The sequence below is a fragment of the Streptomyces sp. NPDC031100 genome (assembly GCF_055570785.1).
This window is the reverse complement of sequence record NZ_JBVIGN010000013.1, coordinates 264311-279844: the sequence shown is the minus strand read 5'-3', so window position 1 is coordinate 279844 and position 15534 is coordinate 264311. Positions and strand designations below refer to the sequence as shown.

Annotated in this window: 12 protein-coding genes; 8 read left to right on the top strand and 4 right to left on the bottom strand. The window is 72.0% G+C overall.

Going from position 1 to position 15534, the window contains the following annotated elements; genetic code table 11:
• Positions 1-265: 265 nt before the first annotated feature.
• Both ACZ5DS_RS32925 and ACZ5DS_RS32920 read right to left on the bottom strand, forming a co-directional pair.
• On the bottom strand, positions 266-2005 hold the full coding sequence (locus ACZ5DS_RS32925; protein WP_468245840.1) for a S8 family serine peptidase: 1740 nt from the start codon (positions 2003-2005) through the stop codon (positions 266-268).
• 144 nt (positions 2006-2149) lie between these two features.
• Entirely contained in the window at positions 2150-2620 is a 471-nt protein-coding gene (locus ACZ5DS_RS32920; protein WP_468245838.1) for a hypothetical protein, read from the bottom strand.
• A gap of 494 nt (positions 2621-3114) precedes the next feature.
• On the opposite strand from ACZ5DS_RS32920, the gene ACZ5DS_RS32915 reads away from it, so the two are divergent.
• From ACZ5DS_RS32915 to ACZ5DS_RS32880, 8 genes are all read left to right on the top strand, one after another.
• Positions 3115-5889, top strand: coding sequence for a SpoIIE family protein phosphatase (locus ACZ5DS_RS32915; RefSeq protein ID WP_468245835.1), 2775 nt, complete (start codon positions 3115-3117; stop codon positions 5887-5889).
• A gap of 122 nt (positions 5890-6011) precedes the next feature.
• Positions 6012-7541 carry a sugar ABC transporter ATP-binding protein gene (locus tag ACZ5DS_RS32910; RefSeq protein ID WP_468245833.1) on the top strand — a complete coding sequence of 510 codons (1530 nt, stop codon included), beginning with the start codon at positions 6012-6014 and terminating at the stop codon, positions 7539-7541.
• A complete protein-coding gene (locus ACZ5DS_RS32905) occupies positions 7538-8632 on the top strand; it encodes an ABC transporter permease (RefSeq protein ID WP_468245830.1) in 1095 nt (364 codons plus the stop codon). Before ACZ5DS_RS32910 ends, ACZ5DS_RS32905 begins: the two co-directional genes overlap by 4 nt.
• 83 nt (positions 8633-8715) lie before the next feature.
• On the top strand, positions 8716-9879 hold the full coding sequence (locus ACZ5DS_RS32900) for a substrate-binding domain-containing protein (protein ID WP_468245828.1): 1164 nt from the start codon (positions 8716-8718) through the stop codon (positions 9877-9879).
• Between the two features lie 79 nt (positions 9880-9958).
• Positions 9959-10777, top strand: coding sequence for a DUF429 domain-containing protein (locus ACZ5DS_RS32895; protein WP_468245826.1), 819 nt, complete (start codon positions 9959-9961; stop codon positions 10775-10777).
• 107 nt (positions 10778-10884) lie between these two features.
• Positions 10885-11592 (top strand): CBS domain-containing protein, encoded by a 708-nt coding sequence (locus ACZ5DS_RS32890; RefSeq protein ID WP_468245823.1) that lies wholly within the window; start codon positions 10885-10887, stop codon positions 11590-11592.
• A gap of 63 nt (positions 11593-11655) precedes the next feature.
• Positions 11656-12804: a site-2 protease family protein gene (locus ACZ5DS_RS32885; RefSeq protein ID WP_468245821.1), complete on the top strand. Its 1149-nt coding sequence runs from the start codon at positions 11656-11658 to the stop codon at positions 12802-12804.
• 235 nt (positions 12805-13039) lie between these two features.
• Positions 13040-14254, top strand: coding sequence for a cytochrome P450 (locus ACZ5DS_RS32880; protein ID WP_468245819.1), 1215 nt, complete (start codon positions 13040-13042; stop codon positions 14252-14254).
• A gap of 45 nt (positions 14255-14299) precedes the next feature.
• Here the strand turns inward: ACZ5DS_RS32880 and ACZ5DS_RS32875 are convergent, their stop codons facing one another.
• Positions 14300-15019 carry a putative Ig domain-containing protein gene (locus ACZ5DS_RS32875; RefSeq protein WP_468245816.1) on the bottom strand — a complete coding sequence of 240 codons (720 nt, stop codon included), beginning with the start codon at positions 15017-15019 and terminating at the stop codon, positions 14300-14302.
• A 57-nt stretch (positions 15020-15076) separates the two neighbouring features.
• The gene (locus tag ACZ5DS_RS32870) at positions 15077-15493 is read right to left on the bottom strand and encodes a hypothetical protein (protein WP_468245815.1); all 417 of its coding nucleotides are present in this window, start codon (positions 15491-15493) and stop codon (positions 15077-15079) included.
• Positions 15494-15534 lie beyond the last annotated feature (41 nt).

The following is a 15534-nucleotide window of genomic DNA, read 5'->3' as shown; positions in this document are numbered from 1 at the left end:
TCCACACCTACAACCACCACCGCTGCCACACCGCACTCGGCGGCCAGCCACCCATCACCCGCGTGAACAACCCTGCGGGTCAATACACCTAGGGCCTGTTGCGAAAGTCCCGCCTGCCCGGCGACGCCCGGCACGCACTCTCGCCGCACCGGGCGCAGACCCAAGTACGTCCAGTACGAGGGCCTGCACCCGGCACGCCGAGAGCACGCACCGGACGCCGCCGGGCCCGCCCTCCGGGCGGACGACGGGACTTTCGCAACAGGCCCTAGCCGGACATGGCCGCGGTGTACGGCGACAGGGCCGGGGCGAGCTGCACTCCGGGAGCCAGACCGAGGGCGACGAGTGCATCGGGCAAGCCCCGTCCGACGCGGACCGCCTCCAGGGTTCCCGGAGCGGCCAGTTGGCGGCAGCTTGCCGCGATGATCTCGAACAGGTGCTGCACCCGGCCGGGGCCGCGAGGCAGCAACTGGCCGTGGAAGTCCTCGTGGTGGGCGAGAACGAGCGCGGCGAGTCCGGCGACGTGCGCGGAGGCCGTACCGGTTCCGTCGAGGGCCGTGTAGCCGCCTTGCGGGGCGCATGACAGGACCGCCACGCCGGGGGCGGCCGCATCCACTCCGGGGCCGTAGCAGCTGAAGGGTGCGGCGAAAAGCCCTTCCGGGCTCAACGGCGGCCCCGTGTGGGTTGCTTGGGAGGTGTCGGGCGGATACGAGCCGAAGACCCCCAGCGCGCCGACGGTGAACACCGTGGGCAGTGTGCCGGGGAAGGAGACCGGTCCGCCGGTGTCGCCTGCCGGGGCGACGCAGGCGATGCCCGCGGCGCCTGCGTCGGCGAGTTTGCGGGAGACGAGCGCCGAGGGGTACGGGGTCGCCACCGCGATGTGGGCGATGTCGACCTCGCGCTCGATGCAGTGGTCCAGGGCTGCGATCAGGTCGCTGAAGTGGCCGTCGGGCAGCACCTGGCAGACCTCGATCTCGGCGTCGACGGCGATGCCGATGACGCCCTTGCCGGTGTCCGCTCCGGCGATGACGCCCGCCGCGTGGGTGCCAGTGCCCACCGTGTCGTGGGCCCAGCCCTCGTCCGTACCGCCCACCAGATCCACACCCGAGCGCACCCGTTGTTTCAGATCGGGGTGTTCGACGCTGACGCCCGTACCGATGACCCCGATCCGCACTCCGAAGGCGCGGAACGTGGGCGGCAGCCGGTCCAGCCGCATCGCCTGCTGGCCCCAGCCGTACTGCTGCCGCTGCTCCAGTTCCGGGTACACCTTGGCCAGCGGGGTGAGGGTGACGAGGTTCTCCTGGGTCGCCGACAGGTCGGGGCGATGGATCCAGCGGTCCGCGTACCCGCCCGTCGGCCGGACGTAGAGGGACTGGATGGAATGTTCGGTCTCGGTCGCCAGGGTGACGGTGACCGTGCCGTCGGCTCCGGTGATGCCCTGGCCGGGCCAGGTCGCCCCGATCAGGAACACCCCCGCACCCGCCAGCGGTTCGCCGTCCGGTCCGCAGACGCGCAGCGCGATCTCCACGGGTTGTTCCAGGGGCATGACCAGCCCCGGATCGCGCAGCGGCGGCATGCCGGCGATCTGCGTGGCCAGGGGTACGGATCCGGACAGCGGCAGGTCCGGTTCGATGTGCACGTGCAGCGACCGCATCACGGGTACCTGGGCCTCGGCCGCCTCGACGACCGCGATCTCCGGGCAGGAGGGGGGCAGCCCCGCCGACTGCAGCTTCTCCGACGGCCGGAGTCTGCGGATCACCGTGACCTCCGGCATCCGAGCCAGCCGGTCGCACACCGCATCCATGCCGACTTCCGGAACACCCGGGGGGAGGAGTTGCTGCGGCAGCGGTGTCACCATGTACCGCGATCGGCGCGGCTGTACCGCGATCGGCGACGGCGCGCCCTTGCCGCGCGGCCCCGCCTCTTGTTTGCCCTCGGGTCCCGGCCCGCCGACCCCCGCGCCCTCGGACCCGCTCTCGCGGTTGTTTCCGGACCTTTCCTTGGCCATTACGTCCACCTTCACCACGTCTATGTCGTCGTCCTCGTACTCCTGATCCGGTGACGGGCGGCTCGCGCTTCCACGAGGATGCGGTGTGCCCGGGAATCAGTTCCTGGGCACACCGCATCGCGCGCCGCCTACGTCAGCCGTGCATCAGCCGATACCGAAGGGCTGGCCGCCCATCTGGCCGAAGCCGAAGCCGGGCTGCTGGTACTGCGGGAACTGCTGGCCGTAGGCCTGCGGGCCGTACCCGCCACCCCACTGCTGCTGGCCCGGCTGACCCTGCTGACCCAGCTGGCTCTGCTGGAGCAGCGCCACGACTGCGGTCGGCAGCGCCTGCTGCACGGACTGCTCCACCGCACTCCGGACGCCCTGCTGCAGCGTGTGGTGCAGCGCAACGGCCAGGTACGGGTGCGCCTGGTGGGCCATGCCCTGCTGCTGGAGCTGCTGCTGGACCTGCTGGATGTGCTGCAGCGTCTGCTGCATGCGCTGCGCGATCTGGATGCTCGCCTGCTGACAGGCCTGCTGGATCGTCTGCTGGACGACCTGAGCGATCTGCTGCTGCGGGGCGCCGGCCTGCTGGCCGAACTGCTGCAGGGGTTGGGTACCGGTCATCACCGACATGAATGCTCCGTTCGATGCCATGGAAAGCCGACATAGTTCTCTATGTGGGCCTTATCGGTACATACCGACGCACCGAAGCTAAGTTGGCGTCGCCCCGGCCGCAAACGGAGGGTCACCTTCTGGGGCAGGGACACACGCGGACCACCGACGCGAAAGCACCCCGCACACCCGACGACACAGGGACCGCGGGTCGCCGAACACGGTGAACGGCACGAGGGCCGGGCCTCGCCCCCTGCCGGGAACAGCGCCGCCAACCGGGTGAACCTGCCCACGCTCCCCCGCGTCACCCCGGAGAACGGTGAGTACAAGCCACGCGTGCGAAGGAGATCACCTGGGCGCCGTACCACTGCTGGACTGCTGGTCGTGGCGCCGCTGAACATCCCGGGCGGGACGGGCCCGCCCGCCGACCCCCCAAATGACCGAATGTCCGTATTCTCATATATGTCAGATTGTTTCCGAAAAGCGGACTATCGTGGGCGCGGGTGAGGCGAAGCGTGGTTCGGTCCGGCGGGGCACCTATGCCGACGGGGCGTGCGACAGGCGGCGCGGGGCCCGTTCGTTCGCGTGAGCGGTTTCTGGAGGGTGAGCCGGTCGAAGCGGGCGTGCGCGCGTCCATCTCGAATTCGTGGCAGCGCTGCCGGTCCCTGGGGCTCTCGCCGGACCAGTCCGACCTCCCCTTCCGGGACGACTTCGATCCGGACGCCCGGATCGTCCGCGCGGCCGTGCCGGTGCTCGACCGACTGCAGTCCAGGTTCGCCGGCAGCAGCATGAACATCTGCGTCGCCGATGAAAGCGGAACGGTCCTCCTGCGCCGCTTCGGCGAGGCGTCCTTCGCCAGGAGCCTCCCGGCGATCCAGCGCGTGCCGGGATTCGTGTTCGCCGAGCAGGTCGCCGGCACCAACGGCATCGGCCTCGCGCTGGCCGAGCGCAAGCTCATCCAGGTCTGCGGCGCCGAGCACTTCGCCGAGCGCTCCCAGGGCAGCGCCTGCCGCGCCCTCCCGGTCCGCGACCCCCTCAGCGGCCGCATCGAGGGTGTCCTGTGCCTCGGCTATCCGCGCAGCTTCGACGACCCCGCGCTGGCAGCCGTGATACGCAAGGCGGCCCAGGCCATCGAACGGCGGCTGCTGCGGCAGAGCTCCGAACGCGAGCGCGCTCTGCTGCAGGCGTACCTGGACGCCGAGGCCGAAGCCGCCGTCGGCCTCCACCACAGCATCGGGTTGGACGAACTGGCCCTCGGACAGCACCCCCATGACCACGCGATCCTCATGGAGAGGGCCACCGAGTTGATCTCCTGTGCGCAGCGGGCCGCCGTCCATGTCCCCCTGCCCGACGGCCGGCGTGTCACGTTGGTGAGCCGTCCGATGACGAGTGCCACCGGGGTGGAGGGCCTGGCCATCGAGGCCGTCCTGCCCGACCCCTCGCCACGGGAGCCCGTCGTCGTCCCGCGGCGGGTCGACGAGTTGCCGGGCCAGCCCGCCGAGCCTGCCGCCTCCCCTGTCGTCCCGCCGTCCGGAGCCGCTCCCGTCGCAGCGAGGCACGATCATCGTGCCTCCCCTCCCGCGGCGAGAGGGCTCGTGCTGGTGGGGGAGCCACAGGTGGGGCAGTACGCCCTCGCCGCACGACGCCGCCTGGAGCTGCTGTCCGAGGCCAGCACGCGCATCGGCACCACCCTGGACGTGCGCCGGACCGCCCAGGAACTCGCGGAGACGGCGGTGCCACAGCTCGCCGACTACGTCACGATCGACCTGCCCGAGGCCGTACTGCGCGGAGAGGAGTCCGCCGACCCCCGCAGCGACCTGTGCAGGACGGTGCTCCATGGCATCCGCGACGATCTTCCGTTCCACCCCGTCGGCAAACGGGTCGACTTCGGCCCGACCACGCCGCAGCTGCGCTGCCTGACCAGCGGGCAGGCGGTGCTGGAACCGGACCTGAAGGCCGCCGCGGGCTGGCTCGCCCACGATCCCGAGCACACCGAGGAACTGCTGGCCCACGTCCACTCCCTGATCGCGGTCCCCCTGGTCGCCCGCGGCGTCGTCCTGGGCGTCGCCGGCTTCTACCGCGGGCAGGACCCCGCCCATTTCGGCGACGACGACCGTTCGCTGGCCCAGGAACTCGCCGCCCGCGCCGCCCTGTCCATCGACAACGCCCGGCGCTACACCCGCGAACGCACCATGGTCCTCGCCCTGCAGCGCAGCCTGCTCCCGCACGGTCTGCCCGACCAGGACACCGTCGAGATCGCCCATCGCTATCTGCCCGCCGAATCCGACGTGGGCGGGGACTGGTACGACGTCATCCCCCTCTCCGGCACCCGTATGGGTCTCCTGGTCGGGGACGTCGTCGGCCACGGCATGCTCTCCGCCGCCACCATGGGCCGGCTGCGCACCGCAGCACGCAGCTTCGCCGAACTCGACTTCCCCCCGGACGAAGTCCTCACCCACCTCGACAACCTGGTGGGACGCCTGGACCGGGAGGACCCCGCCGCCGACGAAGCGGGCATCATCGGCGCGACCTGCCTGTACGCCGTCTACGACCCGACCACGCAGCAGTGCACCATGGCCCGCGCCGGGCATCCTCCCCCCGCGCTGGTCCGCCCCGACGGCACGGTGTCGTTCCCCGACCTGCCCGCCGGGCCTCCCCTCGGCCTCGGAGGCCTGCCCTTCGAAGCCGCAGAGATCGGCCTCCCCGAGGGCAGCCGGCTGGTCCTCTACACCGACGGTCTGATCGAGGACCGGGACCGCGACGTCGATGTGGTCCTCGACCAGCTGCGCGGAGCCCTGGCCCACCCGGAGCACACGCCCGAGGAGACCTGTCAGGCGGTCCTGGACACCGTGGCGCCCGCCCACCCCTGCGACGACATCGCCCTGCTCGTCGCACGCACCCATGCCCTGGACCCCGACCGGATCGCCACCTGGGACCTGCCCGCCGATCCGGCCCTGGTCAGTGAGGTCCGCGCCGCCGCGATGCGGCAGCTGGCCGACTGGGGACTCGACGAGGCCGCGTTCGCCGCGGAGCTGATGCTGAGCGAGCTGGTCACCAACGCCATCCGCCACGGCTGCGGGCCCGTCCGCGTACGACTGCTCCACGACCGCACCCTGATCTGCGAGGTCTCCGACACCAGCAACACCGCCCCGCACCTGCGCCGGGCGGCCACCACCGACGAGGGCGGCCGGGGCCTGTTCCTGGTCGCGCAGCTGGCACAGAGCTGGGGTACGCGCTACCTCCCGCAGGGCAAGGTCATCTGGGCCGAATGCGGCCTCGATGGTGTCTGAGACCGGCGGCGCCGCTGACCCGTTGGTGTCATGGCGTGCGACATATATCTGATATTCCATGACTCATCCCACTAGGATCACTGGCGAACGTCGGGAAGAACTCGCCAGGCCGACCCTCGGAGATGTCCGTGCACGACCCTCCCGACGCCTCTGCGCAGCCCCTGGTCCGCATCCGCGGGCTCGCCAAGCGGTTCGGGGGGACCCGCGCGCTGGACGGGGTCGACCTCGACGTCCACGCCGGCAGCGTCCTCGCCCTCCTCGGCCCCAACGGAGCCGGAAAGTCCACGCTGATCAAGGTGCTCGCCGGCGTCCACCGGGCCGACGCGGGACAGATCACGGTGGACGGGCACCCGCTCGGGAGTCATGCCGCCTCCCGCAGCATGTCCTTCATCCACCAGGACCTCGGTCTCGTGGAGTGGATGACGGTCGCCGAGAACATCGCCCTGAGCACCGGATATCCCCGCCGCGCCGGACTGATCTCCTGGCGGCGGACCCGGGAGCGCTGCACCGACGCCCTGCGGATCGTCGCCGGACACCTCGACCCCGACGCGCCGATCGCCTGCCTCGCCCCCGCCGAGCGCGCGCTGGTCGCCATCGCCCGAGCCCTCGCCGCCCGGGCGAGGCTCATCGTCCTCGACGAGCCGACCGCCCGCCTGCCCGCCACCGACTGCGCCCGGCTCTTCCGAGTCCTGCACACCCTGCGCGACCGGGGTCACGGCATCCTCTACGTCAGCCATCGCCTGGACGAGGTGTACGAGGTCGCCGACACCTTCGCCGTCCTGCGTGACGGCCGCCTCGTCAGCCACGGCCCGCTGGCGGGCCACAGCCCCGCCCGTCTCGTGCATGACATCGTCGGCGAGGAACCGACCCCCTACCGCCCGGCCACCGTCCCCGCCGGCGGCCCGGCCGTCCTGACCCTCGACGGCGTACGGACCGCCGGCGCGGGACCGGTCGGCCTGGAACTCAGGGCCGGGGAGGTCCTGGGCCTGGTCGGCTTCTCCGGCGCCGGGCACATGGACCTGGGCCGAGCGCTCGCCGGTAGCCGGCCCGTCCTCGGCGGCCGGGTACTCCTCGGCGGCCGGCCGTACCGCCCCCGGACCGTCCCCGACGCCGTCCGCCTCGGTGTCGGCCTCGTGCCCGGCGACAGACTGCGGGAGGGCTGCGCCGCCGAGCTGACCGTGCGGGAGAACCTCCTGGCCAACCCGCGCGCGGGAGGCCTGCCGGCGCTGCGCTGGGTCGCCCCCCGCCGCGAACGCGCCGAGGCCGCCGGCCTGATCGAACGGTTCTCGGTGCGTCCCCGCGACACCGAGGCCCCCATCGCCACGCTGTCCGGCGGAAACCAGCAGAAGGTCATGATCGGCCGGTGGCTCCGGGTGGGCCTGCGCCTGCTGATCCTGGAGGAGCCGACCGCAAGCGTGGACATCGGAGCCAAGGCCGCGGTCTACCGCCTGCTCGACGAGGCCCTGTCCGCCGGCCTCGCGGTGCTGCTCGTCTCCACGGACTTCGAGGAGGTCGCGGGCGTGTGCCGGCGGGCCCTGGTGTTCGTCCGCGGGTCCGTGACGGCCGAGCTGAGCGGTCCGGCACTCACGGTCGCCGGGCTCACCCGGGCGGCTTCGGCCATGCCCCCCGCAGGAACCACGACGGACTCATGACCGCCTCGCCCTCTTCCTCCCCGTCCCCGTCCCGGCCGCGCCGACGGAGCCCCGCCGGACATCTCACCAGCGCCTACGGCCTGCTGGCCCTCACCGTCCTGCTCTTCCTGATCTTCTCTCTCGCCCTGCCGCGTACGTTTCCCACGCGGGACACCGTCGACGCGATCCTGTCCAACCAGTCGATCCCGGCCGTCCTCGCGCTCGCCGCCACGGTCCCCATCGTGACCGGCGCGTTCGACCTCTCCATCGGCTACGGCCTCGGCCTGGCGCACGTCATGGTGATGCAGCTCGTCGTCAACGACGGGTGGCCCTGGCCGTGGGCCTGCCTCGCGGTGATCACCGCAGGCGCGGTCGTGGGCATCCTCAACGGTGTCGTCGTCGAGTTCGGCCGGATCGACTCCTTCATCGCCACCCTCGGGACCGGCAGCATGCTGTACGCCGTCACCGGCTGGGTCACCGGCGGCGGCCGGATCGTCCCCGGCCCGCAAGGTCTCCCCGCCGCCTTCACCGACCTCTACGACTCCAGGTTCCTCGGCCTTCCTGTTCCCGCCTTCTACGTGCTCGCCCTCGCCGTCGCTCTGTGGCTGGTGCTGGAGCGGCTGCCGCTCGGCCGGTACCTCTACGTCGTCGGCTCGAACCCACGCGCCGCCGACCTCGTCGGCATCCCGACGCGCACGTACACCGTCTACGCCTTCGCCGCATCGGGACTGATCGTCGGATGCGCCGGTGTGCTGCTCGCGGCCCAGCAGCAGATCGGCAACCCCAGCGTCGGCCTCGACTATCTGCTGCCCGCCTTCGTCGGCGCCCTCCTCGGCTCCACCGCGATCAAACCCGGCCGCCCCAACGCCCTGGGCACGCTCGTCGCCGTGGCCGTGCTCGCCGTCGGTCTCACCGGCATCGGCCAGATGGGCGCCGACTTCTGGACGATCCCCCTGTTCTACGGCGGCACCCTCCTGCTCGCCGTCGGCCTGGCCGGCTACTCGGCCCGCCGTCTGCGCACCGGGGCCGGCGCGGCCCGCGACGCATCCGCCGTACCTCCGCAGCCGCCGCCCTCGGCGCGGGACGGTGGCACGGCGGGAACCACTCCATGACCCACGCCGTGGGCCCCACGTCCGGCCCACTCCGGCCGCTCTTCCCGCTGATTCCTCCGCTCATTCCTCCGAGAGGAGCTCCCGTGCACCGCAACCGCAAGGCCGTCCCCGGCGTCGTCAGGGCACGATCCGTCTCCCTCGCCCTGCTGGCGGCGGCAACCGCCGTCGTGGGCTGTGAACGCGGCTCGTCGAACGCCTCCGGGGTCTCCACCACGGGCCCGAGCGGCTGCCCCGCGGCCCAGGCAGCGGCCCAGGCCGCCGTCGCCCGGGCAGAGAAGACCGACGTCCCCTGGAACGGGCCGACCAGTGGCCCCGCGGCGGTGCCCGGCAAGACGATCGTCTACGTCGCGCAGACCATGACCAACCCCGGAGTCGCAGGCGCCGCGAAGGGCGTGCGGGAGGCGGCGAGGGTCATCGGCTGGCACGTCCGGGTGATCGACGGCGAGGGCACCCCCGCCGGCATCCAGGCCGCACTGAGCGCGGCCGTGACCCTCAAGCCTTCGGGCATCGTCATCGGCGGCTTCGACCCCAACTCGACCTCGCAGCAGGTCGCACGGGCAGGCGCGGCGCGCATCCCGCTCATCGGCTGGCACGCGGTCGCCTCCCCCGGCCCCAGCGAGAAGCCCAGGCTTTTCACCAACGTCACCACCAACGTCGACGACGTGGCCGCGATCAGCGCGCAGTGGGTCATCTCGCGCTCCCACGGCAACGCCGGGGTCGTCCTCTTCACCGACGCCTCGATTCCCTTCGCCAAGAACAAGTCCGAGCTGATCAGGAAGGGGCTGGCCGCCTGTTCGGGCGTGCGGCTGCTGGCGTACGAGAACATCCCGATCCCGGACGCGAGCAGCCGTACCCCGAGGGAGGTCTCCTCCCTCCTCTCCCGCTTCGGGAGCAGCTGGACCTACTCCGTCGCCATCAACGACCTGTACTTCGCCGATGCCGCCCCCGCCTTCCGCGCGGCCGGAGAGAAGGGCTCCGGTCCGCCCTTCAACATCGGCGCCGGCGACGGCGACCCGTCCGCCTTCCAGCGCATCAACAGCAGGCAGTACCAGGCGGCCACCGTTCCCGAGCCGCTGTCGCTGCAGGGCTGGCAGATCGTCGACGAGTTCAACCGCGCCTTCTCCGGCCGTCTTGCCAGCGGTTATGTCGCGCCCGTCCACATCGCCACGGCGGCCAACAGCGAAGGGGCCACGACCTGGGACCCGTCGGGCTACCGGGAGGCGTACCGGAAGATCTGGGGCAAGTGACAGCGGCGTCGCGCCGAGGGCCGCTCCACGGCACTGCTGACGGGTGGGCCTGCCCGGCTCGCTGCGGGAAGATCCAGGCATGGAACGACGGCAGACGGTGACGGTCGGCGTCGATCTGGCCGCCCGTGCACGGCGCACGGCCGTGTGCCGGGTGGTCTGGGGATCCCAGGACGGCTTGGCGGTGGAGTTCGTCGTGCCCGAGGGGGACGAGCAGCTGCTCGCTGTGGTCCGGGCGGCCGACAAGACCGGCCTCGACTGCCCCCTCGGCTGGCCGTCGAGCTTCGTGGCGACGGTGGTGGCCCACCACCAGGGCGTGCGGCTGCCGCCTCCTGTCCGGTTCGAGGAGCGTGCCGACGGCAGGCCCGGTCTGGACCCGTTGCGGTTCCGGCTGACCGACGACCTCACCTGGAAGGCGACCGCGATGCGGCCGCCCCTGTCGGTGTCCACCGACCTGCTGGGTGTCGTGGCGCTCCGAGCGGCCCATCTGCTCGACGCGCTCGCGGCGTCGGGCGTCCCCGTGCCCAGGGACGGGTCCGGGCCGGTCGCCGAGGTGTATCCCGCCGCCGCGCTGCGGCGCTGGGGGATCCACCTCACCCGCAGTTACAAGACCGCCATGCCCGAAGCGCACGCCGTCCGGGAGCACATCGTCCGCTCCATCGAGGCGGGTTTGGGGTCGGCTCTTCCCGCGCCGGTGCGCGCGAGGTGCGTCGACAGCCACGACCATCTCGACGCGCTGGTCTGCGCCCTGGTCGCCCGCGCCGTCCTGGTCGGGGACACGCTGTGGCCACGCTCTGCGGACGAGCGCGCGGCCGCCCGGCAGGAAGGCTGGATCCACCTGCCGGGTACGGATCTCGCCGTCCTGCGTGCAGCGGCAAGGCCCGACGGTGCTGAGATCTGAGTGCGGGCCTGCGCACGCAGAGGCGGGCCGTTCCCTGGCCAGGTGGTCCGTGTGACGTGTCGCCACCCGGGTACCCGGGTGGTTCGGAGGCCGAAGGGAGGTGGGCCATGTCGGCGCGCATTTTCGACCGGCAGGAGGTGTTCCGTCTCGTGGAGCAGGACCTGGCCCAACTGGTCGAGGTACTGCCCCAGCAGGCGTACGACCAGGTGCATCTGCCGGGCGCGATCCACATCGGGCTGCGCGACCTGGACCAGGAGGCGCCGCGGCAGCTGGACGCCCACCGGCCCGTCATCGTCTACTGCGCCGACGAGTTGTGCGACATGAGCCCGCGGGCCGCCGCACGGCTGCGTGGGCTCGGTTTCCGTGAGGTCTTCGACTACGTGCCCGGCAAGGCCGACTGGCTGGCCGCCGGTCTGCCGAGGGAGGGCGAGGCGGCCGACACGCCCCTGGCCGGGGACGTCGCCGACCGGAACGTCCCCCTGTGCACCGTGGACCAGTCGGTCGACGACGTCGTGGACATCCTCGACGAGACGGGCCGCCAGGTCGCCGTGGTGGTGGACGACGACCAGGTGGTCATGGGGCTCCTCCGGCACCAGGAAGCGGCTGACCGGAGCGGCGACACCGTCGGGGCCGCGATGCGACCGGGGCCGACCACGGTCAGAGCCGACCAGTTGCTCGCCCCGCTCCTGGAGCGTATGCAGCAGACGGGCACGGCCGCGGTCCCGGTCACCGATCCGGAGGGGCACCTGCTGGGCCTGCTGGATCGGGACAGCGCCGAAGGAGCCCTCGCCCAGCGCGAAGCAGTGGGCGGCTGAGGGCCAACAGGGGGCGGACCATGCCTGCCAGTCGGAGGGCACGAGTCGTCGGCGGTGATGGCGATGAAGCGTTCGATCCGGCTCGGGAGTGTCCGGGGGCTGGCGGTGCGGGCGCACTGGAGCGTGCCGTTGATCATGCTCTTCTTCGCGTACGGTCTGGCTTCCCGGACACTGCCCGGGTACGCGCCGGGTCTGGCGCCGGTGGCGTACGCGATCGCCGGAGTCGCCGGTGCACTGCTGTTGCTGGCGAGTCTGATCGTGCACGAGGTGGCGCATGCGCTGGTGGCACGCAGGGCGGGGATCTCCGTGCGGGACGTGACGCTGTGGGCCCTCGGCGGACTCACCCGGATGGACCGCCCGGCGACGGCACGGACAGCGTTCGCGGTGGCCGTCAGCGGACCGCTCGCCAGCCTCCTGCTCGGCGGGATCGGGCTGGGAGCGGCGGTAGCGGTGGCGGAGGTGCCGGGCTGGCGGATCGTGTTTGTCCTGCTGGGCTGGCTCGGCGGCACGAATCTGTTGCTCGGCGTCTTCAACCTGCTGCCCGCTGCCCCGCTGGACGGAGGCCGACTGCTGCAGGCCGTGCTGTGGTGGCGCACGGGGGACCGGGAACGCGCCCAGCAGGCGGCCGGGCGCAGCGGCCAGGTCGTCGGGGTGGCGCTGGGCGTCATCGGCTGGCTGGCGTTCGTGAGGGGGCAGTCCGGCGGGCTGTGGCTGATGCTCGTCGGCCTGTTCGTGGCGGGCGCCGCCGCGGCCGAACGCCGGTGGTCCGAACTCGTCACAGCCCTCCGCGGGGTGCGGGTCGGTCAGGCGATGACCACGCCGGTCGCCACCGGCCCCGACTGGCTGACCGTGGACCGCTTCCTGTCCGAGGTGGCCGGCCGGACAGGGCACTCGGCGCTGCCGGTGCTCGACTTCGACGGCCGGCCCAGCGGTGTCGTACGGCCACGCCGACTGGCCGCCCTGCCGTCCGAGCAGCGGGTGTCACTGCGGGTACGGGACGTCGCGACCCCGCTGTCCCAGTGCACGCTCGCCGCACCGGACGAACTGCTGAACTCCGTCCTGGAGCGCCTCGGCGCCGCCGGGAGCTTCCTGCCGATCCTGGTGGTGGACGACGGCCGGCTGCGCGGGATCATCACCGCGCACGACATCGACCGGTCCCGTCGGGACCCCCGCCTTCAGTCGTCTCCTCCGGCGTCCCCGGGTCCGTCGTGAGACCCATCGGCAGCACGGCGCGGACGCGGGGATCTGAGCGGCTTTCACCCAACTGGCCAGTTCGTTGCCTGAAGCGCCTGTTCTGCGAAGCTGATCAAACTATCGCATAGTGGGCACGATGATCTCTATCAGGCCGGACGACCGCGCGGGCCGCCGCAACGACACCGGACGGCCGGCACGGGAAAGACCGACACCCTCGGAAGTGACGCGCCCGACGGCGCACAAAGGAGGCTGTATGTCCGTCCACGACCCGGCAGTGCTCGACTGCCCCTTCGACTTCGCCGACGCGCTGGAGTTCGACCCCTCGCTGGCCTCGCTGGCGCAGCGCGGTCCGGTCAGCCGGATCCGGTTGCCCTACGGCGAGGCCGAGGCGTGGCTGGTGACCAGCTTCGCCGGAGTGCGTCAGGTGACGTGCGATCCGAGGTTCAGCCGGGCGGCGATCGTCGGGCGCGACTATCCGAGGATGACGCCCGAGCCCATCGTGTCGCCGGAATCGATCAACGTGGCGGACCCGCCGCACGGCACCCGGTTGCGGCACGTGGCGGCCCAGGCGTTCACCCGGGAGCGGGTGGCAGGCATGCGGCCGGCTGTGGACCGGGTGGTGGCCGGGCTGCTCGCGGCGATGGCCGAGGCGGGACCGCCCGCGGATCTGGTGACCCATCTGTCGGTTCCGCTGCCGCACCTGACGATCTGCGAGCTGCTCGCCGTCCCCGAGGCCGACCGCGACCAGCTGCGTGCGTACACCATGCGGCTCCTGGCCACCTCACCCGGCGCCCAGAAGGACGCGGCCGACGCCAAGGCCTGCCTGCGGACGTACTTCGCCGAACTGGTCCCGGACCGGCGGAGGACGCCGGGTGAGGACCTGCTCAGCGCGATGGCCGCTGCCCCGGTGCCGGCGGGCGAGGAGCCCCTGAGCGACGACGAGTTGGCGGTCCTGGCCGTGACGCTCATCCTCAGCGGCAACGACACGGCGACCTGCCAGATCAGCAACATCGCCTACCTGCTGCTGACCCGGCCCGAGGAGCGGGCCGCGCTCGCGCGCGACCCCGACCGGTTCCCCGGCGCGCTGGAAGAGCTGCTGCGGTTCATCCCCTTCCGCAAGGGCGTGGGCATCCCACGGATCGCGCTGGAGGACGCGGAGGTCGAGGGAACCGCCATCAGGGCCGGCGACTATGTGCACGTGTCCTACCTGGCCGCCAACCGCGACCCGTCCGTCTTCCCCGACCCGCACACGCTCGACCTCGCACGGCCGGTGCGCCCGCACATGACCTTCGGCTGGGGTGGACACCACTGCCTTGCCGCACCGCTCGCGCGGGCGGAGCTGGAGAGCGCGGTCGCCGGCTTGCTGACCCGCTTCCCCCACCTGCGCCTCGATGTCGCCCCCGACGACATCCGATGGGACACCGGGACCATCCGCCGCTTCCCCCTGCGCCTGCCGGTCACCTGGTGAAGCCGGGCGCCTTCGACGTCGTCCGGGGTTGTTCTCCCGAGCGCGTCAGATCCAGCTGACGGTGAGGGGGAAGGTGGCGTCGGCGGTGGTGCCGGCGGCGTCGGTGGCGGTGGCGGTGATCTGGATGGTTCCGCTGCCCCACGGTTTGCCGGTGATGCGTCCGGTGGCGGAGTCGATGGACAGGCCCCAGGGCAGTCCGGTGGCGCTGTACTTCAGGGGTGCTGTGCCGCCGGTTGCGGTGATCTGAATGGTGCAGGACTGGTTGAACTTGCAGCTCCGCGGGCCGGGGCTGGTCACCTTCAGATCACCTGGCTGCGGAGGCTCGGTACCTCCGCAGCCCGGGGCGGCCTCCGGCGGCAGCGGGACCCGCCAGACCTGGCTGTCGTTCTCCGAGCCGACGAGAAGCGTGCCGCAGTCGGCGTAGGTGACCGTCTCCCCCTGGGGCTGCGAGGGCAGCGCCACCTCGGCGAGTTTGCCGCCGGAGGAGTCGTACACATAGGCCGTGTTGGCGCCGAACGGGCCGCCGCTGCGGATGACGTACGACTTCCCGGTGGGCGCGTACGCGCCGTCCGTGGCGAAGACCGGCCCCGAACGCACCGGGCTGAGGGTGTTGACCTGTCCGGTCACCGGCGGCAGCGGCGCCTGGTACAACCGGCCGGCCGCGCCGATCAGTTTGCTGGCCACGTACAGCCGGCCGGTGACCGGGTCGGCGAGCAGGGACTCGGCGTCGTGCCTGCCGTCGGAGTAGGCGAACCGGTACGTCACAGGGGTGACGGTGGCGTCGGCGAGGGTGTCCGGCTCGGGCAGGCTGTGGACCTGTATCTAGGCGCGACTGCCGAAGTTGTCGCCGATGTCGCCGACCAGGATCACCGGGCGGCCCGCCGTGTCCCTGCCGACGGCCAGGGCCTCCCAGTCGGTGTTGGTGGTGCCCGAGAGGGTGAGGGTGGCTCTGAGCTTGCCGGTCGCGCCGGAGCAGTCGACGGCGAAGACCTGGTTGGAGTTCCCGCTGTCGTTGACCGCGTAGAAGATCCCGGGATGGCGGGCGCTCATGGCGAGGCCGCTGAATTCCGTCAGCCCCGCGGGAAGAGTGCACTTGCGCTCCGGCGCGAGCCCCGACCGGGGCACGGTGATGGCTCGGGGCGTGGGGCGAGCCGACGCCGAGGCCACGGCGGGGAGTGGACACAGGGCCAGGGCGAGCGCCGCCGCCGTGGCCCGCGAGAGGGTGAGGAGTCGAGGCATGGGCACAATGTGACTGCGGTTCCTTCAAGGGCCAAGCGACG

Coding starts and splice junctions, on each gene's coding strand:
- ACZ5DS_RS32895 (WP_468245826.1), top strand. CDS start 9,959: ATGGAACGACGGCAGACGGTGACGGTCGGCGTCGATCTGGCCGCCCGT.
- ACZ5DS_RS32905 (WP_468245830.1), top strand. CDS start 7,538: ATGACCGCCTCGCCCTCTTCCTCCCCGTCCCCGTCCCGGCCGCGCCGA.
- ACZ5DS_RS32920 (WP_468245838.1), bottom strand. CDS start 2,620: ATGTCGGTGATGACCGGTACCCAACCCCTGCAGCAGTTCGGCCAGCAG.
- ACZ5DS_RS32880 (WP_468245819.1), top strand. CDS start 13,040: ATGTCCGTCCACGACCCGGCAGTGCTCGACTGCCCCTTCGACTTCGCC.
- ACZ5DS_RS32885 (WP_468245821.1), top strand. CDS start 11,656: ATGAAGCGTTCGATCCGGCTCGGGAGTGTCCGGGGGCTGGCGGTGCGG.
- ACZ5DS_RS32870 (WP_468245815.1), bottom strand. CDS start 15,493: ATGCCTCGACTCCTCACCCTCTCGCGGGCCACGGCGGCGGCGCTCGCC.
- ACZ5DS_RS32890 (WP_468245823.1), top strand. CDS start 10,885: ATGTCGGCGCGCATTTTCGACCGGCAGGAGGTGTTCCGTCTCGTGGAG.
- ACZ5DS_RS32910 (WP_468245833.1), top strand. CDS start 6,012: ATGTCCGTGCACGACCCTCCCGACGCCTCTGCGCAGCCCCTGGTCCGC.
- ACZ5DS_RS32925 (WP_468245840.1), bottom strand. CDS start 2,005: ATGGCCAAGGAAAGGTCCGGAAACAACCGCGAGAGCGGGTCCGAGGGC.